This window comes from Paenarthrobacter aurescens (assembly GCF_041549525.1).
GTDB classification, from domain to species: Bacteria; Actinomycetota; Actinomycetes; order Actinomycetales; family Micrococcaceae; genus Arthrobacter; species Arthrobacter aurescens.
Genome location: NZ_CP157456.1, coordinates 1,350,622 through 1,372,506, shown reverse-complemented (window position 1 = coordinate 1,372,506; position 21,885 = coordinate 1,350,622). Strand labels below are relative to the sequence as shown.

15 protein-coding genes are annotated in these 21,885 nt (G+C 63.9%); 8 read left to right on the top strand and 7 right to left on the bottom strand.

Going from position 1 to position 21,885, the window contains the following annotated elements; genetic code table 11:
• The first annotated feature begins 34 nt into the window (after positions 1-34).
• The 4 genes from ABI796_RS06485 to ABI796_RS06470 all read left to right on the top strand — a co-directional run bounded on the left by ABI796_RS06485 (position 35) and on the right by ABI796_RS06470 (position 3,216).
• Complete coding sequence (locus ABI796_RS06485) at positions 35-946, top strand: FAD-dependent oxidoreductase (protein WP_141283709.1); 912 nt, start codon at positions 35-37, stop codon at positions 944-946.
• A 139-nt stretch (positions 947-1,085) separates the two neighbouring features.
• Positions 1,086-1,778, top strand: coding sequence for a deoxyribose-phosphate aldolase (gene deoC / locus ABI796_RS06480; protein ID WP_141283710.1), 693 nt, complete (start codon positions 1,086-1,088; stop codon positions 1,776-1,778).
• Between the two features lie 52 nt (positions 1,779-1,830).
• Complete coding sequence (locus ABI796_RS06475) at positions 1,831-2,058, top strand: hypothetical protein (RefSeq protein WP_141283711.1); 228 nt, start codon at positions 1,831-1,833, stop codon at positions 2,056-2,058.
• Positions 2,059-2,067: 9 nt separating this feature from the next.
• Positions 2,068-3,216, top strand: coding sequence for a glycosyl hydrolase family 28-related protein (locus ABI796_RS06470; RefSeq protein ID WP_141283712.1), 1,149 nt, complete (start codon positions 2,068-2,070; stop codon positions 3,214-3,216).
• Between the two features lie 28 nt (positions 3,217-3,244).
• Here the strand turns inward: ABI796_RS06470 and ABI796_RS06465 are convergent, their stop codons facing one another.
• Both ABI796_RS06465 and mfd read right to left on the bottom strand, forming a co-directional pair.
• A complete protein-coding gene (locus ABI796_RS06465; RefSeq protein WP_141283713.1) occupies positions 3,245-4,054 on the bottom strand; it encodes a metal-dependent hydrolase in 810 nt (269 codons plus the stop codon).
• A gap of 4 nt (positions 4,055-4,058) precedes the next feature.
• Positions 4,059-7,691, bottom strand: a complete 3,633-nt coding sequence (gene mfd / locus ABI796_RS06460; RefSeq protein WP_141283714.1) for a transcription-repair coupling factor — start codon at positions 7,689-7,691, stop codon at positions 4,059-4,061.
• Between the two features lie 109 nt (positions 7,692-7,800).
• On the opposite strand from mfd, the gene ABI796_RS06455 reads away from it, so the two are divergent.
• From ABI796_RS06455 to nhaA, 4 genes are all read left to right on the top strand, one after another.
• Positions 7,801-9,327 (top strand): SDR family oxidoreductase, encoded by a 1,527-nt coding sequence (locus ABI796_RS06455; protein ID WP_141283715.1) that lies wholly within the window; start codon positions 7,801-7,803, stop codon positions 9,325-9,327.
• 47 nt (positions 9,328-9,374) lie between these two features.
• Positions 9,375-9,872 (top strand): DUF2505 domain-containing protein, encoded by a 498-nt coding sequence (locus tag ABI796_RS06450; RefSeq protein WP_141283716.1) that lies wholly within the window; start codon positions 9,375-9,377, stop codon positions 9,870-9,872.
• A 1-nt stretch (position 9,873) separates the two neighbouring features.
• On the top strand, positions 9,874-10,095 hold the full coding sequence (locus ABI796_RS06445) for an SCO4848 family membrane protein (RefSeq protein WP_141283717.1): 222 nt from the start codon (positions 9,874-9,876) through the stop codon (positions 10,093-10,095).
• A gap of 119 nt (positions 10,096-10,214) precedes the next feature.
• Positions 10,215-11,534, top strand: coding sequence for a Na+/H+ antiporter NhaA (gene nhaA, locus ABI796_RS06440; protein WP_141283718.1), 1,320 nt, complete (start codon positions 10,215-10,217; stop codon positions 11,532-11,534).
• Positions 11,535-11,556: 22 nt separating this feature from the next.
• Here the strand turns inward: nhaA and sufU are convergent, their stop codons facing one another.
• The 5 genes from sufU to ABI796_RS06415 all read right to left on the bottom strand — a co-directional run bounded on the left by sufU (position 11,557) and on the right by ABI796_RS06415 (position 21,870).
• On the bottom strand, positions 11,557-12,009 hold the full coding sequence (sufU, locus tag ABI796_RS06435) for a Fe-S cluster assembly sulfur transfer protein SufU (RefSeq protein WP_141283719.1): 453 nt from the start codon (positions 12,007-12,009) through the stop codon (positions 11,557-11,559).
• A gap of 70 nt (positions 12,010-12,079) precedes the next feature.
• Complete coding sequence (locus ABI796_RS06430) at positions 12,080-13,405, bottom strand: cysteine desulfurase (RefSeq protein ID WP_141283720.1); 1,326 nt, start codon at positions 13,403-13,405, stop codon at positions 12,080-12,082.
• A 79-nt stretch (positions 13,406-13,484) separates the two neighbouring features.
• Positions 13,485-15,491 (bottom strand): ATP-binding protein, encoded by a 2,007-nt coding sequence (locus tag ABI796_RS06425; protein WP_246095786.1) that lies wholly within the window; start codon positions 15,489-15,491, stop codon positions 13,485-13,487.
• Positions 15,492-16,435: 944 nt separating this feature from the next.
• Positions 16,436-19,096: an AAA family ATPase gene (locus tag ABI796_RS06420; protein WP_141283721.1), complete on the bottom strand. Its 2,661-nt coding sequence runs from the start codon at positions 19,094-19,096 to the stop codon at positions 16,436-16,438.
• Between the two features lie 41 nt (positions 19,097-19,137).
• Positions 19,138-21,870: a helix-turn-helix transcriptional regulator gene (locus tag ABI796_RS06415; RefSeq protein ID WP_246095787.1), complete on the bottom strand. Its 2,733-nt coding sequence runs from the start codon at positions 21,868-21,870 to the stop codon at positions 19,138-19,140.
• Between the last annotated feature and the right edge of the window lie 15 nt (positions 21,871-21,885).

Sequence of the window (21,885 nt, the reverse complement as noted above, 5' to 3'; positions counted from 1 at the left end):
TCAACAGCAGGTCACATGAGCGAAAGGGCCAAACATGTCCGCCATCCAGTCCGCACCTTCCCTCCACATCGTCATTGCCGGAGCAGGCCCAGCGGCCCAGGCTTTGGTGCGGCGGATTGCTGGAGGGTCAGACTCCCGGCAGCGCGCTTTCCACGGAACCATCACAGTCCTCAGCAACCGCGACGAGTGCCCGGAAGCCCTCCTGGAACTGGCAGAACTGCCGCAGGTATCGGTCCGGTTCGGGCAGGCGGCGAGCTTCATTGACGCTGATGCGAAGATGGTGACCACCGTGGATGGCATGGAGTTCTCTTATGACCAGCTTGTGATCGCTACCGGTTCCGCCCCCGCCCTTCCGCCGGTACCAGGGGCCGAATCAGGCCTGAGCTACTCCACCATCGATGACGCGGCAAGCATCGGCGAAGCAGTCAAGGACGTCACCCGTCTGGTGGGCCGCCGTCCGCTGGGAATCCTCGTTGGAAACGGACCCGCAGCGGGCCAGGCCGAGGCCGTGTTGCGGGCCCGCGGAGTCCGGCCCGTCCGCACAACCCTCCGCCCCACCGCCGTCGTTCCCTTCTCCGCCACTGAAAGCGGTGCCGGTACCGGCACCGACAACGCCGTTCAAGGTACCGCGCTGCCGGCAACGGGCATCGTGTTCGAAGATGGCAGCAGCATGAAAGGCGATCTGGTGATCCTGGCCGAGGAGCGCACCGCCCGCAACGACCTCGCCGAAAGCGCCGGACTGACAACATCTCCCGACGGCGGTATTTCAGTGGGGCGCGACCTCGCCACGTCCGTCCCGGGCATCTGGGCGATTGGTGATGCCGCCTCCTGCGACGGGCTTCGGCTGGGCCTGCTTCTCTCCGCCGAATCCTCCGCAATGTTGTGTGCCTCGGGCCTGCTCCTGAGCGCCGGCAAAGAGGACGAGCCGGCGCTCATGGCCGCCTGAATCGCTACCGGCTGAGGCTGGCGCTGCCGCAGGCGAAGGCCCACGGGTGCGCGCACGGGTTTGTGGCAAGATGGTCCTTTGACGGGCAGTGACAACCCTGCGGCCACCGGGCCGGCCACGCCCTGCACGGAAGGATTCCATGAGCAACGAAGCCGTCGCCCCTGCAAATATCGCCTCCTACATTGACCACACACTGTTGAAGCCGGAGGCCAGCGAGGCTGACGTCCTCAAGGTGTGCGCGGAGGCCGTTGAGTACAAGTTCAAGTCAGTCTGCGTGAACCCGGTGTGGGTCAAGACCGTCACCAAGGCCCTCAAGGGTTCCGGTGTGCTCACGTGCTCGGTGATCGGGTTCCCACTGGGCGCCACCCCCAGCGACGTCAAGGCCTTTGAGGCCCGCGGTGCCGTGTTGGACGGTGCCGATGAAATCGACATGGTGATCAACATGGCTTCCGCGCGCGCGAATGACAAGGGCGCGCTGGTGGATGACATCAGGGCCGTGTCCGAGGTTGTCCACGCCGGTGAAGCCATCCTGAAGGTCATCATCGAAACATCCATGCTCAGCGATGACCAGAAGGTCATCGCCTGCCAGGCCGCTGTTGAAGCGGGGGCTGACTTCGTCAAGACGTCCACCGGATTCAACGGCGGCGGCGCAACCGTGGAGGACGTTGCGCTGATGCGCAGGACCGTTGGACCTGACCTGGGGGTCAAGGCCTCCGGTGGAGTGCGATCCCTGGCCGATGCACAGGCTATGATTGCTGCTGGTGCAACACGTATCGGAGCGAGCTCCGGAATTGCCATTGTCAAAGGTGAACAGGGTTCATCTGCCTACTAAGGCTTCCGCTGCCGTCACAGATTTTGAGCCCTGCGGGGCCGAGGAGGAATGAATGTCCAAGAACGCCACAAGCGCCCCCATTGAAAAAGAGAATAGTCTCGTCCAGAGCATTGTGCTGTTCGTGGTCATGATCGTGCTCTTCCTGGCCGCCATCTACTCCCTGTCCTTCCTCACGCTGGACAACCCGTGGCCGATGGCCGTCTGCCTGGGCCTCTTCGCTCTGGCATTCTGGATCCCGCAGACCATTTTTGGTCGCTCTGATTCTGCTGGCGAAAACTAGACTTCGCTGATGACTTTGAATGGCCCGGGCTCCCGCCTGGGCCATTTGTTGTTAATGGCCCTGGCCACAGCACTGTTGGTAACAGGCTGCGGTTCGGCCACCCCGTTGGGACATCCTGATGCGCTGGCCCAGCCTGACGCTCTCCAGCGGGCCGAACCGGGCGCCTGCGATGCCTACGGAAGCCAAGCCACCAACGTCAAAGAGTGGACAGCAAATGGCTACCTGGACGCCCAGGACACCTCCAGGTCCTTGCAACAGGCAATAGATTCAGCGGCCAAAATTGGCGGCGCCATCATTCAGCTGCCGGAGGGCGTCTTCACCCTGGAGCGCCCGTTGGTTATCAAGAGCAACGTATCTCTCAGGGGATCCGGACCGGACACCGTCCTGAAAGCCGGCCCGGATTTCCTCGAGTTTGAGGGCCCGTTTGGCGGTCACCCGCTGATCACCACAAACGGCGCGCAGAACGTCACCATCTCCTGGCTCACCGCGGATCAGAACGGGGAAGAGCTGGAGGGCAACTTGCCCGGACGCCTGCGCGAATATTTGGTGGATGTCCGCCATTCCACCAATGCCCTGGTGCAGGGGGTCACCACCCGGAATCCCTACACGTATTCCATAGCTGTAGTGGCCAGCAGCAATTTCTGCGTACGGGAGAGCCGGACCACCGTGACCAGCAGCGACCACTACGACCAATTGGACGGCATTCACATCACCGATTCCCATGACGGCCTGGTGGAGGGAAACACCGTTGACCAGCGTCAGGGAGCCGACGGCGACGACGGACTGGTGGCCCAGGCCCTGGGCGCACCCGTTCATCACGTGATTTACCGGAACAATGACGTCCGCGGCGGCTCCCACGGTTCAGGCCTGCAGTTAGCCCTCAGCACGCACGAAATTCACAACATCACCGTGGACGGGAACCGCTTTTGGGGTTCGCCCGATGGTCTCATCACGGGATACTACGACGGCGGCCATGCTGCGGTTCGCGATGTTACGGTCAGGAACAACGAGTTCTTCAACCTGCAAGGGCCTTGGCTGAACTTCAGTGGGGACCTGGAAAACATCGAGGTGACCAACAACCTCACCTGCCAGGCCGGCACCATGATGCTTGAGGACGCCCCCGGCAACGTTGTGGCAGGAAATTTCACCCGCTGCTGACACGGGTTGCCCTGCTGACACGGGTTGTTCAGGGCATTTGTACTACCCCGCCCAGAGCAGCAAGGACGCCCGGCCAGTGCTGTTGCGCCAACGTCCACGCGGCAACCCCCATGCCCACCATGGCGTACCCGCTCACGGGGATCAGGACCAACCATTCCCGGCGTGAACCAGCCCGTCCCAGCAACGGGATGGAGAAGGCGCCGTTCGGCCGCCAGATGCCCCGGATCACGGATTTACGCAGGAATTTGGGTGGTTTGATAACGATCGGCCAGAGCAGCGGCACCCCGCCCACAGTGATCATGTCCCCCACAATGTGGACCACCACGCCGGTGAGCATGGACAGCGGCAACCAGCCCCACTGGTCCGGTGCGAACCACGTCACCAGGCCGGCCATGACCAGCGCGAACAGCCAGTTGGTGATCCAGCCTGACTTGGGGAACAGGTTCAATGCCTTGGCAGCCAGGTTGATCATGAACATGCACAGTAACCCGGCGCCGATGGAAAGCTTGCCTACCGGGGTGACCATCTGGAACTGCGCGGCCATGGCTGCGAGCACCACAAAGGCGGAGGCCCCCAATAACGAGTGTGTTCCCTGCCGGTGCCCGCCGCTGGCTTTTTCTATCCCCACCGCAATGACGTTGGACAGTGGAGGCAGCGAGTTGGCGATGGTGCTGTGGCGGTGGTCCCAGTCCACCACCAAAGCAGTTCCCGCCGTCGCCATGGCGCCAATGAGGATTCCGGTGGAATCCAAGGGGTACCAGCCCAACGCATATGGCCCGGTTGAGGCAATAGCTATCCACGCCGCGGCTCCTGACGCGGCGTGATGTCCTCCCATCATGCAGTTAGCCAGCCTTTACAGGTACTTCAGCGAAGATCGCCTCTATAACGTTGTTGGCCCACTGCAGGATCTCGGCGTCCTGAAGGTCGCGTCCACCGATTTTGGCCGTCTTGGGTTTGGGAATCAGGACCGCATCCAGGGCCGGCTTCACCTGCGAGCCCGGGTACATGCGGTTCAGGCGCATGGTTTTGGACTCGGGCAGTTGCGCCGGGGAGAAACGGATGAAGTTTCCTTGGAGTGCGACGTCGGACAGGCCGGCCTCGCGGGCACCTACCCGGAAGCGGGCCACGGCAATGAGGTTTTGGGCCGGCAACGGCGGCTCTCCGTAGCGGTCCACGAGTTCGGCCAGGACTTCGTCGATGGCCTCGTACGTGATGGCGGACGCCAGTTTGCGGTACGCCTCCAGGCGCAACCTTTCTCCGGGTACGTAGTCGTGCGGCAGGTGGGCGTTAACGGGCAGCTCGATTTTCATCTCGGCGGCCTTCTCTTCGGCCTCACCGCGGTACTCGGCCACAGCTTCGCCCACCAAGCGGATGTAGAGGTCAAAGCCCACACCTTGGATGTGGCCGGACTGTTCCCCGCCCAGCAGGTTGCCGGCTCCGCGGATCTCAAGGTCCTTCATGGCCAGCTGCATACCGGCGCCGAGCTCGTTGTGCGCGGCCACGGCCTTCAGCCGCTCCAACGCCACTTCGCCCAGCGGTTTCTCAGAGGGGTACAGGAAGTAGGCATAGGCACGTTCACGGCCACGGCCCACACGCCCGCGGAGCTGGTGGAGCTGCGAGAGGCCATATTTGTCGGCCCCATCCACAATCAAGGTGTTGGCATTGGAGATATCCAGGCCGGTTTCAATGATGGTGGTGCAGACCAGGACGTCGAATCGCTTCTCCCAGAAGTCCACAATGATCTTTTCCAGGCGGCTCTCGGACATCTGCCCGTGCGCTACTTCCACCCTTGCTTCCGGAACCAGCTCGCGGATTTGCGCGGCGATGCGTTCAATGGAAGAGACACGGTTGTGGACGAAGAACACCTGGCCTTCGCGCATGAGTTCGCGTCGGATCGCTGCGGAGGTCTGCTTGTTGGTGTAGGGGCCCACGTAGGTGAGCACGGGGTGGCGTTCCTCCGGCGGCGTGGCCAACGTGGAGGTTTCGCGGATGCCTGTCAGCGACATTTCCAAGGTTCGCGGAATCGGCGTTGCACTCATGGCCAGCACGTCCACGTTGGTGCGCATTTTCTTGAGCGCTTCCTTATGTTCCACACCGAAGCGCTGCTCCTCGTCAACGATCACCAGGCCCAGGTCCTTAAACTGGAAGTCCTTGGACAGGAGACGGTGGGTGCCGATCACTACGTCCACAGCTCCGCTCTTGACGCCCTCAGCTGTTTCCTTGGCTTCTTTGCTGCTCTGGAAGCGGGACAGCGGCTTGACCCTCAGGGGGAAACCGGAGAAGCGCTCGGTAAAGGTCTCATAGTGCTGCTGCGCCAGAAGGGTGGTGGGTACCAGAACAGCCACCTGCTTGCCGTCCTGGACGGCTTTGAAGGCTGCCCGGACAGCGATCTCGGTTTTGCCGTAGCCAACGTCACCGGAGACCAGCCGGTCCATGGGGATCTCCCGTTCCATGTCCGCTTTGACCTCATTGATAGTGGTCAACTGGTCCGGTGTTTCAACGTACGGGAACGCTTCTTCAAGCTCGCGCTGCCAAGGAGTGTCCGGCGCGAAGGCGTGCCCCCGGGAGGCCATGCGGGCGGAGTACAAACGGATCAGCTCCCCGGCGATCTCCTTGACGGCCTTGCGCGCCTTGGACTTGGTGCTGGCCCAGTCCGCGCCGCCCATCTTGCTCAACGCGGGCGCATCACCGCCCACGTAGCGGGTCACCTGGTCCAGCTGATCGGTGGGGACGAACAGCCGGTCCCCCGGCGCGCCACGCTTGGACGGCGCGTACTCCAGCACCAGGTATTCGCGCAGTCCGGCATCGGAGGAGGACGTACCGGCCACCTTGCGCTGGATCAGCTCCACAAACCGGCCGATTCCATGTTGCTCGTGAACCACAAAATCGCCCGCATGAAGCTGCAACGGGTCCACGGCGTTGCGCCGCTTGGACGGCATGCGGCGCATGTCCTTGGTGGAGCTGGCCGTGGCGCGGCCCAGCAGATCAGCTTCGGTCAGCAGGCCCAGTTTGAGGCCGTCCAGGACAAAACCGCGTCCGACGGCGGCGCAGGTCACCTCGATGATGCCCGGCTGGGGTTCCACATCCAGGGAATCAACGCGGGAACAAGGAATCTCCGCGTCATGGAACAGCTCGGCCAGGCGCTGGGCAGGACCGGGGCCATCGGTGACCACCACTACCCGCCACTGCTCGCGGACCCTGGAGCCGATGAACTCCAGCATCTCAGCCACATCACCCTGGTAACCGCGGGGTTCGCGTGCGCGCATGTTCAGGACGTCGATGTCCAGGACGAGGTCCTCATCGGAAGCAAGGGACGTGATGGACCACCAGGACACACCGTGTTCCAAGGCTGCCGAGCGGGTGTCGGTGAGCGAACGGAAACTGGCAGCATGAAGATCGGCGGAGGCCTGGGAAGACAGGTCAAGGGGCGCCGCACCGCCGTCGGACGCAGTTGACCAGGCAGCTTCCAGGAATTCCTCGTTGGTGGCAGCGAGATCGTGCGCGCGGGTACGCACCTTTTCCGGCTCGATCACCACGGCAAGCGAGCCGGCCGGAAGCTGATCCACGAACGGGACCATGGCATCCACCAGCACGGGGGCCAGGGATTCCATGCCTTCAACGGCGATCCCGCCGGCAATCTTCTCCAGCATGTCCGCCGCTGCTGGCATGTCCGCCTTGAGCTTGGCCGCACGGGACATCACCGACGCCGTGATCAGGATTTCCCGGCACGGCGGGGCATGCAATTCCGTGGGATGGTGGATTCCGGGCGCTGACAGCGAGCGCTGGTCAGCCACGGCGAACCAGCGCATCTGGTCCACTTCGTCACCGAAGAATTCCACGCGGATGGGATGGTCCTCGGTGGGCGGGAAGACATCAAGGATGCCGCCGCGGACTGCGAACTCGCCACGGTGCGTGACCATGTCAACGCGGGCATACGCGGCGTCGGACAGGGCGCGGACAACTTCTGTGAAGGAACGTTCCTGCCCCACCTGCAAGGTGACGGGAACCAGGTCACCCAAGCCGGCCACAATCGGCTGGACAACAGCGCGAACCGGGGCTACCACCACACGCAACGGGGCCGCCGTCGAGCTTTCCGGGTGGGTCAGGCGGCGCAGGACCGAGAGCCGGCGGCCAACGGTGTCCGAGCGCGGCGACAGCCGCTCGTGCGGGAGGGTCTCCCAGCTGGGGAACGTGGCCACCGAATCCGCGGGAAGGTAGGAGGCGAGCGCGGCGGTGAGGTCCTCGGCTTCACGTCCGGTTGCGGTGACTGCAAGGACCACGGGGCTGCTGTGATCTTCCCCACTGCCGGAAGCCAGGGCGTCGGCCATTTCGGCGAGCAACACCGCGCGCATCCCTTGCGGGGCGCTGATCTGGTAGTCGGCGTTCCGATCGCTGAAGGACCGCTGCGCCTCCGTGCGGACGCGCGCAAAAGTCTTGTCCTCCGCCAGTGCGCGGCGCAGACCGTTGAGGCTCATGGCAGAAACTCCTAGGGTGGGTCCAAGGGCAGGCAACACAAATGCCCGGAAATTCAGATGAATGCCGGGTCATTCCAGCCTACCTCTACCCCCAGCCACAGGAGTTCCTTTGCAGCCTTCGGAAGCCACACATTCCAACACCCCGCAGGAAACCAAGACAGTGCTGGTCACCGGCGCCACCGGTTACATCGGCGGGCGTCTGGTCCCCCGGCTCCTGGAAGCCGGGCACAGGGTCAAGGTTCTGGTCCGCACGCCGCAGAAAATCGCGGACGTTCCCTGGCACGACCAGGTGGAGATCATCCAGGACAGCCTGTCCGATTCCGGAAGCCTGGCCACCGCCCTGGACGGTGTGGACGTGCTCTATTACCTGGTCCACTCGATGGCCTCCGGGAGCGGCTTTGAGGCCAAGGAAGAAGCAATGGCCCGGCTCGTTGCAGTCGCGGCCGAGGAAGCAGGTGTGGACAGGATCGTTTACCTCGGTGGCCTGCACCCGGAGAACCAGGAACTTTCCATCCATATGCGGTCCCGGGAAACCGTGGGCCGGGTGTTCCTTGAGTCTGCGGTGGATTCCATCGTGTTCCAGGCCGGAGTGGTGATCGGTTCCGGTTCAGCGTCCTTTGAGATGATCCGGCACCTTGCCGAGACCCTGCCTGTCATGCCGGCGCCCAGCTGGGTCAACAACAGGGTGGAGGCCATCGCTGTACGTGACGTTCTGCATTACCTGGTGGCTGCCGCCGCGATCCCGGAGAAGCTCAACCGCTCCTTCGACATCGGATCCCGGGATGTCCTGAAGTACAAGGACATGATGAACGATTACGCCGTGGAGCGCGGACTCCCCCGGCGGCTGGTGATAGCCCTGCCGGTACCGGCGCCCAAGCTCGCCGGTTTGTGGGTTGCACTGGTGACGCCCATTCCGTTGTCCATGTCCCTGCCTTTGGTGCAGTCGCTGCAGCACGATGCGGTGTCGCGGGAGCACGACGTCGACCATTACATTCCGCAGCCCGACGGCGGCCTGACACCCTACCGGCGCGCCGTCGCCTTGGCGTTGGGTAAGGAACGGGACGGACAGGTTGAAACAACGTGGGCGAATGCGGGCATTGATGCCGATCCCCTGCCGAGCGACCCCGACTGGGCCGGGTACAAAGTGTTCCTGGACGAACGGACTTTCCACAGCGAAGCAAAGCCTGAACATGTATGGACCATCATTGAGGGCATCGGGGGCAAGAACGGCTGGTACTCCCTACCTTTGGCATGGCGGGTCCGGGGCTGGTTGGACAAGCTGCAGGGCGGCGCGGGGCTTCTGAGGGGGCGCAGGCACCCTAAAACCCTGAACACAGGCGAGGTTGTGGACTGGTGGAGGGTGGAGGCGATCGATCGCGGACACCTGCTCCGCCTCCGCGCCGAGATGCGAGCCCCGGGCGGTGCCTGGCTTGAATTGGCGGTGGAACCTGATGGTGAGGGCAGCCTCTACAAGCAAAGGGCCATCTTCTTCCCGCGTGGCTTGGCTGGAAGGCTGTACTGGCTTGGTGTGTACCCCTTCCACGGGTTCATTTTTCCCTCCATGGCCCGGAACATCTCGGCTGCGGCCATGACGCTCCAAGAGTCCGGTTCAGGGGTGTCCACCCAAACCCCGTAGGATGTTGGGAGCTAAAAAGCTTCACCACAACCATCCACGGAGGACCCATGGCCCTGAGTGCATCCACCACCCTGCCCCACAGCGTTGACCGCGTAGCCGCAGTCTTCGTCAACGAAGATTTCCTGCGTCACACCAGCGAATACGTGGGCGGCTCCTTGGAATCGTTCACCATTGACGGCGACACCGCGGGCGCTTTCACCACCACCACGGTCCGCACGCTGCCCACAACGCGCCTGCCGGACATCGCCCGGAAGTTCGTTGGTGAAACGCTGAAGGTTACCCAGACCGAGAAGTGGGAAGCCCCGGCTGCCGACGGTTCACGGTCCAGCACCATTGCCCTGAAGATCTCCGGCGCTCCGCTGGATGTTACCGCTGTCCAGCGCCTGGTGGCCGAAGGCGCCAGCACCCGGATTGAACTCGAAGGCAACGTGACCTCCTCGGTTCCGTTCCTCGGTGGCAAGATTGCCGACGCCGCAGAGCCCATGGTGGGCAAGGCACTGGGCATCCAGTCCCAGCAGGCCCAGGCCTGGCTCGAAAGCCACTAGCGTGGAGATCCCCGCAATCCTTGCGGTTGTCCTGATCGTTGCCGGCGTCTGGTCCTTGGTGGTGTGGCCGCAGTTCCTCAAGCGCGTCATGAAGGACCCCCGCGCCCGCGACGCCGCAGGCAAGGCCACCAGGTTCCTCACGGTTCACGTTGTGCTGGTCACCATCTCCATGGTGCTCGGACTCGCGACGGCGGGCATAGGGATCGCGGGCCTGATCGCCTGAGTTTCACCCAACCGGGTAGCCTGAACGGCTGCCCGGTTGGGTAAGATGGGTAATGGTGTGCCGGGAAGTCTGGTCGGCGGAGTGATTTTCCGTGTCCGCACACCCTTGAAGGAGCCTTCGTGGCTGACCAACCCAGACTTCCAAACAACTCTTCCCAGACAAGCAAAGTCTTCTCCCGCTCCAGCTACCCGGAATATCGCAGGATCCTGGCAATCCTCCGCACGGAAACAGTGGGCGGAGCCCTCCTTCTTGCCGCTACCGTGGTTGCGCTTATCTGGGCCAACTCCCCTGCCGCGGACGGTTACTTTGCACTCCGCGACCTCAAGATCGGTTATGAACCCTGGCATCTTGAGCTGAGCCTTGGCCACTGGGCTTCGGATGGCCTGCTTGCCGTGTTCTTCTTCCTTGCCGGGCTTGAACTCAAACGCGAATTCGTGGCCGGGGAACTCCGTAAACCCGCCAAAGCCGTTGTCCCCGTAGCCGCCGCTGTTGGCGGCGTGGTGGTTCCGGCCCTGATCTACGTCCTTTTCAACCTGGGGACAGCCGGCGAAACGCTCAAAGGCTGGGCCATCCCCACGGCCACGGACATCGCTTTCGCCCTTGCCGTGCTGGCCGTGATCAACACACACTTGCCCGCTGCGCTCCGCACGTTCCTGCTGACGCTTGCAGTGGTGGATGACCTCATTGCAATCGGCATCATTGCGTTCTTCTACTCCACAGGACTTCAGCCCCTCATGTTGCTGGCTGCTTTGGTCCCCCTGGCGCTCTTCACGTTCCTGGTCCAGAAACGGATCCGCAGTTGGTATCTCCTGGTGCCGCTCGCGGTGGCCACTTGGGGCTTTGTTCACGCCTCCGGGATCCACGCCACGGTGGCCGGAGTTCTGTTGGGCTTCGCGGTTCCCGTCCTGGCCAGCGGTAAAAAGGGTGAACCGGCCGAAGGCCTCGCCGAACACCTTGAGCACAAGCTGCGCCCGTTCTCGGCAGGCTTTGCCGTACCGGTCTTTGCGTTCTTCTCCGCCGGCGTGGCCCTGGGCGGTGTGGAGGGCATGGGAGCTGCCCTGCGCGACCCCGTGGCTTTGGGCATTGTGGCAGCGCTGGTGGTGGGCAAGGCCGTGGGCGTCTTCGGCACCACTTTCCTGGTCACCAAGACAACCCGCGCCAGCCTGGATTCGAGCATCGCGTGGATTGACCTCTTCGGGCTGGCGCTGCTGGCCGGCATCGGGTTTACCGTCTCGCTGCTGATCGGCGAGTTGAGCTTCGGCGCCGGCTCCGCCCATAACGACCACGCCAAGGTAGCTATCCTGGCAGGTTCCCTGATCTCGGCGCTGCTGGCCGCCGTCGTGCTGAGGGCCCGCAACCGGCGCTACCGCGCAGTGCAGGCAGATGAGGAACGGGACGACGACGGCGACGGCGTGCCGGACGTCTTTGCCCGCGCCTGAGGCGGAGCTGCTTGGGCAGTGGCTAGGCGGTGGCCTGGTTGAGGGCGTCCTCGGCAGCAACCCAGGAGATCATGGCGCACTTGACCCGGGCCGCGTAGCGGGCCACTCCCTCGAATGCGGCGGCATCGCCCAGGATCTCAGGGTCTGCCTGTACTTTCCCGCGGGAACGGAGAACTTCGCGGAAGTTATCTATCACTGAGTGCAGCTCCTCCACGGACATGCCCTCGCCAAGTTCGCTGAGCACCGAGGCAGAGGCCATGGAGATGGAGCAACCGGCACCGTCCCAGCTGATCTGCTGGACCGTTCCGTCGGATACCGCCAGCCGCAACGTCACCTCGTCTCCACACACCGGGTTCAGCTGGTGCGATTGACCGGTGGACGCGCCCTCCGGAGCGTCCGTTTGGGCAAGGCCGCTGCCGTGCCGCTGTTTGGAGTGGTCCAGGATGATCTGCTGGTACAACTGGTCAAGACTCATGTTGCTTGGTGCCTTTTCTGGGGAAATCGTGGGATGACGGCTGAGCGGCCAGGGGCCGTACCGTGTTGTTTCAGGCCTGGAAGTAGGCCCGGACGCCGGACACGGCCTCAAGGAAAGCGTCGACGTCGTCCGTGGTGTTGTAAAGGTAGGTGCTGGCGCGGGTGGTTGCCGTCAAACCCAGGCGGCGGTGCAGCGGCTGGGCGCAGTGGTGACCGACGCGAACGGCGATTCCGCGGTCGTCAAGGAACTGTCCGACGTCGTGCGCATGAACCCCGGCGACGTCGAACGCCGCCAACCCGATCCGTTCGCTGCCGGAGGCAGGACCAACCACCCGGATGCCATCAATGGATTCAAGTCCCTTAACCAGCCGCTGGCCGAGGTGGGATTCCCACGCATGGATGCGGTCAATTCCTGTCTCGGTGAGGTAATTTACAGCGGCTGCGAGCGCAACAGCCTGGGAGATGCGCTGGGTTCCGGCCTCGAACCGCTGCGGCGCCGGCAAGTACTCGGCGCGTTCCATGGTGACCGTGGTGATCATGGAACCGCCCGTCAGGAACGGCGGCAGGACGTCCAGCAGCTCCTGCTTCCCGTAGAGAACGCCCACACCGGTGGGGGCCAACATTTTGTGGCCGGAAAACACCGCGAAATCGACGTCCAGGTTTTTGACGTCCACAGCCATGTGCGGCACCGACTGGCAGGCGTCCAGGACAACCAGTGCACCTGCGCGGCGGGCCATGGCAACCAGTTCAGCTACAGGGTTGATGGTGCCCAGCACGTTGGAGGCCTGGGTGAAGGCCAGGAGTTTCGTCCGCTCTCCCACGATCCCGGCGGCAGCATCAAGCCGGAGGGTTCCTTCGTCCGTGACCGGGATGTACTTCAGGGTGGCGCCGGTCCGGAACGCAAGTTCCTGCCACGGAATGAGGTTGGCGTGGTGCTCCATCTCAGTGACCACGATCTCGTCACCAGCACCGATTGCGAGCTCTTTCAAGGCCGAACCGCCGCGCCCCTGGGCAGCCCACAACGCCGCGTTGGACAGCGCATAGCTGATGAGGTTCAGGCCCTCCGTGGCGTTGGAGGTCCACACGGTTTCCTCGTACTGTGCGCCAATGAAGTCCGCCACGGTTTGCCGCGCGTCTTCAAAAACCTCCGTGGCTTCCACGGCAAGGTGGTGGGCACCGCGGTGAACGGCGGCGTTGCGTTGCTCGTAGTACTCCTGCTCGGCTTCGATCACGCTGAGCGGGTTTTGGGAGGTGGCACCGGAATCGAGGTAGATCAACGGTTTGCCGTTGACCAGTTGGTCCAGCACAGGGAAGTCATTCCGGATCCGCAACACCTCCGCGTTGTCCATGGCATGCATGGATTGCTGCAATGAGACGGGAGTTGATACGGCAGTCAAGGGACGCTCCTTGGAAATCCTTCAGGGACTCCTCATTATCCCACGGTGGCACCCGGCCGGCGGTGTGCCCTGCAACACGTCAGCCGCCGGCCCGGCCCGGCACCCAACCCAGCGGTGGAACGATTCCGCTGTCGAAGGCGCCCCGGAGTCTCTCCAGCAGCACCGAGGCCCGGCGGCTGGCAGCGGTGCGCGTCCTGGCCGCATAGCCCTCAGCGGCCCGCGAGTAGCACAGCGCGGCGTGGGCAAACTGCCGGTCGGCGGACAGGCTCCGGCCAGCGGACTCGAGCATTTTGGGGTCGTTGTCCACCAAGGCGGCTGCGAAGGTCACCATCGCCGCACCCCCGGGTCCATGGACGGCCGCTGCCAGCTCGCCAAGGCGGCGCTGGCTCCCGGAATCGTGAACGCCGGAGGAGGCCGCGTTCAGTATCAGGAGCGAGAAAGCCTCGGCTTCCATCAAGGTGCTGCCCTGGGAGTGGAACTCTTCTGCAAGATTCATCAGATGCCCCGAAGTGCCGGCAGCCAGATCTTGGGCGGCGGCCACAAATACGGCGCTGAGATCCCTGAGGAGATCGTGCTGCCTTTGCGAACTCCCAGCGGCGGATTCCTGCGCCACCATGGATTGCCGGGCCCTGACCATGGCCTGCCGGGAGTTTCCGCACAGCGCCTCGGAGTAGGCCAGCAGTGCCGCAGCCAAGGCGCTGACCGGCGGCAGGCCGGCGTCGTGCAGTTCTGCCAGGACGGGCTCCAAAGCAGCGCCGGCCGCCCGTGGGAGTCCCTGGCTGATGTGGACGTAGCCCCGGGCCACATCCAGGCACGCTGAAAGGTGCACGGGCATGGTGTAGTCGGCGGGCGGGAGCAGCAGCGGATCCACCAGGTCCCACGCCAGGTTGTATCTCAGGCCAACGACGTGCCGGAGCAGGACACCCGGGAGGAACATGTCCAGGGTTGGATCGGAGGTGATGGCGTCCATGGCGGCCGAGGTACTGGTCACGGCTTCCGGCGCCGCCCCGGACAGCAGCAGACGCTCGGCCTCGCGCACGCTCTCCACTATCAGCCCGGCAGGATCGCTCGCGTCTGGTGCCCCCAGCGGTGCGGCATCCAGCGGCGCAGCCCCCAGGGGTGCGGCATCCAGCGGTGCAACGCCCAGCAGCCCCAATGCCAGAAGGCGATGGGCGGCGTCCGCCTTCACTTCAGGGGGCCCGCCCACAGTTGCCAGCTGCCGAAGCTCCGGAGCTGCTTCCCGGAGGTGACCCTCGGCGATCAGCGCCCGCGCCCTGACCAGCTTGGCCTCGTCCAGATGCCCGGCACCGGAGACGGCCGAGGCGGCCCTGAGTGCAAGCTCGGCGGTGGATGGCCTGTCCGCCGCAGGGGCAGCAGCGAGGAGAAGTTCGTCTGAAAGCGTCAGTCCGCAGTCCAGGGTCCATGTGATCCAACGCAGCATGGTGGGCGCGGTCTCCGCAGTCAGCACAGGCTCCTCCACGCCCAGCCGGAGCGCCATGCTCCTGGACCGCGGTACGGACAGCCGGGTTCCTTCTCCCCTGAGCCAGGAACTTGTACGGAGCAGCAGGGGCCGGCCGGGCAGCAGCCGGATCTCATGCTGTGCCAGGAGATGTTCCAGGGCTTTCTGGCCGAAGTGGCGCTCCACTACCTCAAGGGCCACGGGCTCCGAAAGAGCGATGAGTTCGAGCGCTTGACGCTCCTCGGGCGGCCGTGAAATGTTCTCCCCCCGCACGTGCTCAACAACACCGGGCCAGTCACAATGTGCCCGGACGTCGATGGTCCAGTAACCGTCAATCCGAACCAGGAAACCGGAGGCCCGGGCGTCATTGACGGCCAGGCAGAGCAACCCTACGTTGAAGCCGCTCATGGCCGCGAGGAGGCTGCTGGCGCGCCGTTGGACGTGCCCGCCAAGGATCGTCTCGCACAGGGCGTGCGCCTCAATGAAGCTAAAGGGTGGAAGGAAAAACTGCTCCAGGAAGCCGTCCTCCCAGAGCTGATAAAGATCCGGAGGAAGGGGGTGCCGGCTCTCCGCAGTGGCAACCAGGGTTGCTCCGAAGCCGGGAATGAGTTGCAGCAGAACCGCCAAGGAGGCCGGATCGATGTAGTGGATGTCACCAGCTGCGGCCGTGGCGGCTGAGCATGCCGTTTGTTCCGGCGTCGTCCGCGTGGCGGCGTGTACAAATACTCCGCCGGGCCCAAAGTGCTGCTCAGGGCCCGGAGAATGTGGAGACCGGGGGCTACGGCCTCTTCCGGTTCAGCTGCCGGGACGGCACCCAAGGCTCCAAAGTTCAGTGCCCTGCGTTCCGCTTTTCCGCTGAAGGTACGGACATCCAGGCTTTTGGGGAGTCCCTCTTTGAGGGAGAGCAAAAGGTGGCTCTTTCCGGAGCCCCGCTCTCCCACCACCACAATGCCGCTGGTGGACGGGGACGGTACCAGCGAAAGGATCAGGTCCAGAAGTTGCGCTCTATCCGGGAGTTTTGATGACCTCAGACCGGCTGCGACGGTATCTTCGTCCAGCCAAGGGTCCGGCAACATGCACACTCCGTCAGCAACGTCCCATGGTGCGGGAGGGGGTTTGGTTCCGCGATGCGCGGGGTCCCTGGCCTAGAAGCCGGCGGCGGCTGGGGGGAGAGTCTCGGTCTCAGAAGACTCTGTCGCCGCCGGCTTCGTACAGGGCCGGACCACCTGTCGGTGGCCGGAGCATCGGCAATAGAGACCAACCGATGCGGGTGATGCGGTGTGCGGAATCCCGGTGATGCTTGGGGCTGAACCGTTCTTCCAAGATCAATACTGCCGGGGCTCAACATCGCGTACATCAGTAGTTGGTACTCGAAAAACGGGCCGCTTTCACTGCCCCGGTACTCTGTTGTACTCAGTCCCCGGACAGGGCACTACTTGGATGCGACACGAAATACACGCGTATTACTCCATTGACTGGTTAAATTCCGTAGGATATCAGGGGCCCATGCACTCGGGGGCAGTTTTGCAGGTACTCAGTAGGCATCTTGCGCGACTACCCGGAACCGGGCGTCAGTGACGGACTGCAGCGCCCAAATCTTCGCGGCGACGGATCCCCAGTTTGGCGTAGCTCCGGTACAAGTGGCCTTCCACGGTCCGGACGGACACCATGAGTTTCTCGGCAATCTGACGGTCGGTCAGTCCCGAGACGGCCAACGCCACAATGTCCTGCTCACGTCGGGTCAGTGGCACCGCCCGGTCCGCCTCCGTTTGGGCGTCGTGGACTACGGCGTCGCCGAGACTTGCCTCGCTGACATCCCGCAGTACCGCCGCTTGCCGGGCTTCAGGGCGCTTGCCTTCGGCGTCAAATGTCACAGCCGCTTTGTCGAACGCCAGCGCGGCCGGCCCGGGCATCCCGGAGGCAGCCAGAAGATTGCCGGCATTGACCAGCCCTTGGCCTTCACCGCGCAGCTGTGCCTCCGCCAGCGACTGCCAGCCGGTAGCCCAGTTTCCTGCCATCAACCCCGCCGTGCCGCCCATCGATTCCAGAGCCCGCACGTCCCCCAGCTCTGCCCGGAGTACCAGGTTTTGCAGCTGAATCCCCGGCAACTGGTGCAGGGGATCTGACGTGGGTAGCCCGGCGAGTTTCTGCAGACCCGTGCCCTTGGCAAGAAGCTCCCTGCCGGCAAGCCTGAAAAGCTCGGCAAGGGCCTCCACGTACGCACCGCCGGTGGCGACCGCCGCCTGCTCGTTTTCCAGCCGCCGGGCAAGCGGGGCATTGCCGGCTTTGGCTGCGGCATAGAATGCCAATGCGACTCCCAGGCTTCGCAACTGCAGCGGGTCCCTTGCGTGGAGTGCCTCCACGGCAGGGGTCAGCAGTTCCGTTGCTTTCTCCAAGCGGCCCTGACGCAGAAGGGACAAGCCCTTGAGCGTCTCAACGTCGCCGCCAAAGTAGATCAGTCCCCTGGCCGACGCCGCGGCGTAGCGGTCAAGGGCAGCCTCGGCTGCCTCCCAGTCCCCGGATTCCAAGGCCGCAAGTGCGTATCTGAGCAGGACGAAGTCGCCAAGGTACAAAAGCTCATGCGGGTACTCGTCCAACAAAAGCAGCGCTTCCCGGCCCGCTTCCAAGGCCTCCACGGCCTGCCCTTCCACCGTCAGCAGTTCACACTGCATGGCGCGCAGGAAAATCCGGTTCATGGCAGCATCGGGACCATCCGTGGCGAGCTCTTCGGCAAAGCGGTCCAAGCCCTCGCGGAGTTCCTCGTAGTGGCCCTCACTGGCCAGTGCCGCCAGTTCCAAGGCCCGGGCGTGCCCTTCCACCTCCCGGAGCACAGGATCGGAGGACTCCCGCTCGCGCATCAGGGTTTTTGCAGCGGCCCAGGCATCAGTGACAATCTCAGCTGGCGCGTCCCCCGCAGCGGTGCGGGCAGCAGCCCACAACAGCGAGGCACCCACGGGGCCGGATCCGTCAACATCCAGGAACCCGGAGCCTTCCTCCAGCAGCCGGACGGCACCGCGGTAGTCGCCGTCGTAGTAGCTGATAAGGGCCATGACGGCGCGCGCCCGGGGCAGCAGTGCTTCAGAGCGGACCCGCGCGGCCGCCGCCAGCGCCAGGGGGTACTGAAGCGTCCTGGCGGCCAGGAAGGCTGCCTGCAGCAACCGTTCATCATCGACGTCGGCACCACAGTCAAGCGCCCAGCCCACCATCCGCAACAGGGCCTCGGGCGTGGACGGTTCTGCGGGCAACTGCTGGACCATGCGCTGGCGGATCTGGAGGCTGCGGGCGGGCGAAACGATCTGCCGGAGCGCCTCGCTGTACAACGGGTGCCACATCTTCAGCGGTCCGCCGGGTCCGTTCGAGGAGACCACAAGCCGGTTGTCAATCAGCGCACGTACAGTGTCCCTGCCTACCTGCGCATCCAACACGGCGGCCGGAACGGGCTCGGCCAGGGCAATGACGTACATCGCTTCCCGTTCGGTTTCGCTGGTCCTGAGGACCCTGTTGCGGACAACGTCGGCAAGGCTTTCGCCGCTTCCGGAAATAGCACGTGTGAGGAACCAGATGCCGTTCCTGCGGACCAGGTTTCCGTCCGCCTTGGCATCCTCAAGGAGGCAGTGGAGCAGCAAAGGGTTGCCTTGGGACATGGAGTGCAGGACCTCGGCCGCGCTGGACATGACCGCGCCTCCCAGGGTCTTTTCCGCCAACTCCGTGACAGTTTCCTTGTCCAGGGGGTGAAGCTCCAGGCGCTCGGCCAAGCCGTCGTACCAGAGCTGAAGCAACGCCGCGGGCAAGCCGGGCCTGGGCCTGCTGGTGGCCACCAACCGTGCCCATCCGGCCGTGACCAGCTCGGCCAGGATCTGGGTGCTGCCCTCATCGAGCTCATGGGCGTCGTCCACAATCAGCAGCAGCCGGGCGCCTTCGCCACCACGCCGCTTCTCAAACTGTGACCAGAACTCGCGCAGAATTGCCAGCGGCGAGGTTGCCTGCTCCACGGGAAGATCCAGCAGATAGGGGGCAAGGACACCATAGGGAACGGCGGACAAGGCAGGGCTCCCGTGAACCCGCAACACCACCATCTCGCCGGACAGGCGGGAGGCAATTTCGGCTGCCAGGGCCGTCTTGCCAATCCCTGGATCGGCAACCAGAAGCACGGCCCCGGTGCCTTCCTGCCTCAGGATCTCCATGGCCAGTTCCAGTTCAGCGTCCCGGCCTACAAGGTGCTCAGCCTGCATGGGCAACCCACGTCAGGGCTACGGACGCTTCACGTCTGGATTCAGAGCAGCCCATTGAGCTCGCCCCGAGACGAAACGCCGAGCTTGGTGAATACCTGGTACAGATGACCTTCTACAGTTCGCACAGACACCCCAATATCCATCGCGATTTCGCGGTTGCTGACACCCTTTCCCGCGAGTTTAGCAATTTGACGTTCCCGTTCGGTCAGTACCGGCGCGTCGCTGCGTGGCTGAATCGGCAAGGCCGGGACCGAGTGCTCCAACCGTTCAAGCCGCAGCTGCGCCGTTCTGGCCGCCGTTGTTTCACCCGCATCCCGGGCGTAGTCAAGTGCCATGGCCACACACCGGGCTTCAACCACCAACAGGTCCAAGGCCGCTGCGGCGTCTGCGGCTGACAGCAGCGAAGCCGAACTCTTGGTCAGGGCACCCCGGGCCAGGTCACCGGAGATCTTCGCCAAGGGTCCCTGCCTGCGGCCTGCGATGTCTTCAAGGAGCCGGTATTCCTCATCCGTGCCTTCAACGGTGGCGCCGAAGAGGTTGATACCGGCCGTTGTGAGCCGCTGCTGTTCCAGATCGTTGCGCACCCGGGCCAGCAGCCGCTGCTTCACATCCGGGTCCCCCATCCAGCGCCCAGCCATTTCCGCGCAGAACTCCGCCACGGACTCGGAAAAGAACGTCCCCACGCCCCTGCATGTCCTGTACAGGTCAAGGTAGCGGCCGGCTTCCACGGAATTGCCCAATTGAGCATAGGCAAAGGCGGTGGCCGCATAGGCAACCTTGTTCATGTTCATGCTGGGCCGGAGCTCAAGTTGGGCCACGGCTGAGCGCAGGGGTTCAATGGCACTGGCCGGCTTGCCGGCATAGGCGAACGCAAGCCCGACGCCCAGTTCGGTGAGGGAACCCCTGTATTGGAGCCGTGAGGAGCCCGAGGGCGTGCGGCGCATCAGCTCGATGCACTTCCGCCATTGCCCGGACAACAACAGCACCAGGAACGCATGCCTGGCGAAGGATTCCTCCAACTGCGCCGGCCGGTCCACGTCCCCCAGGTGCCGGGAAACGGTACGGGCCAGCTGCTGGGCCTCCAACTCCCTGCCCAGCATGCAGCGGGCTTCGATGAGGAAGAAGGAGGACCTAAGCCAGTGCTCGCGGTCCTCCTGGGGATCCTTGGCCCATTCGGCTTCCAAATCCTCAATCATGGCGGCGTACTCACCCGTGAAGGTCTTGTACTCATAGGTGCATAGCTGCAGTCGGTTGCGGGCCTTGTTCATGGCCTGTGCGGGATAGTGCCCGGCCTTGGCCTCCAGGGTCTCCCGACCCGCCGCGATCACGCCGGGAACCATCCCTGACCGTCCGTCGATCCACGTCATGGCCTGGCACTTTGCTGCGGTTACCTCAGCAAACTCCAGCGGCTCCAATGCAGCCAGCTGTGGCTCGGATACCTCATCCAAAGCCTGAGCCGCATGCAACGGCAGGTCCAGCATGAGGTAAGCCGCCGCCTTCAGTCGCTGCCCGGGGACCCATTCGCTGTCCTTCGGGTCCAAGGACAGCGTGCATTGGATGGCGAAGTTGGGATCGTAGTTATCCAACGCCGCCCGACCAGCCGCGAGTGCATGCTCGGGCGGCGGCGCGGGCTCATCCTCGGAAGCGTGCATCCATGCCGCGTAACTCAGGAGATCCTGGGGTGCCAGGATCTGCAGTTCGGGCTCCTTGGGACCGTGCAGCATCAAGCGCAGCTCACGCATGCGGCGGGTACTCAACCAGCCTCGGACAACCTCTCCCACATACGGGTCCCGGAGCGAGACCCAATGCTCGCCGGTCTTTTCAATCGTCAGCAGCGCTGACTCTTCCATGTCCACCAGGACTTCCGTGCCGAAGATCCCGGCCAGATCCAACAATGTTGCGCGCTGCGCACAGGCCAGGATTTCCACCACCGTCTTGCTGGCTTGCGGTTCGCGCGCCAGTCTGGAACGGACAAAGTCCTCCACTACTGTGGCGCCCTCCAGACTGATCCGGTCACGGAGTGTCCAGACGGAGTCGTTGAGGACCAGGTTTCCGGTGTGCCGCTGCTCCTCAAGAAGCGCATGCAGGAGCATGGGGTTCCCACCCACGGCAGAATGCAGGGAACCCACCAAAGTTGAGGAAACATAATGTCCAAGGACCGAGCCGAGGACTTGCTTGGTCTGCTCCTCGCTGAGCGTGTTCAGATGAACCTCACCCAGCCCTCCTTCAAGGACCAACCGATGGAAATCGGCGGGGAGGTCGCTGGCGCGTTGGACAGTGGCAATGACTTTTGCCGTGCCGGTGGCCATGAGGTTCAGGAGCACACCGGTGCTCATGGGGTCCATGCCGCCGGCGTTGTCCACAATGAACACGGTGTCCCGGCCCGCAGCCTCTGTCCTGATCAAGTTGGTGACAGCATGCAGGATGCCCGTTGGTGACCCTACAGCCCCTGAGGGCAGGCGGGCCAGCAGGAAACCAAGGCATCCGTACGGGGTTTGGCCGCTGGCCACTGTGTTGCGCAGTTGGAGGCTATGAACTTTGGGACCCAAGGAAGAGACCACGGCCCTTGCAAGGCCTGACTTGCCTATGCCCCGTTCCCCGGTGAGCACTACCCCATAGGATTCAGGTGCTTCCAGGTATTTGCCCGCCTTGGACAAATCGTGGCTCCGGGCCAACAGCGACCATGTTTGACGATCCGTTGGTCCGCCCAAAAGATCGGGAGCCGCAGCCCTTGCTGCGCCTCCACCGCTCCTGTTTAGCAACTCCGCCGACATCCGCATCCTTAGCTA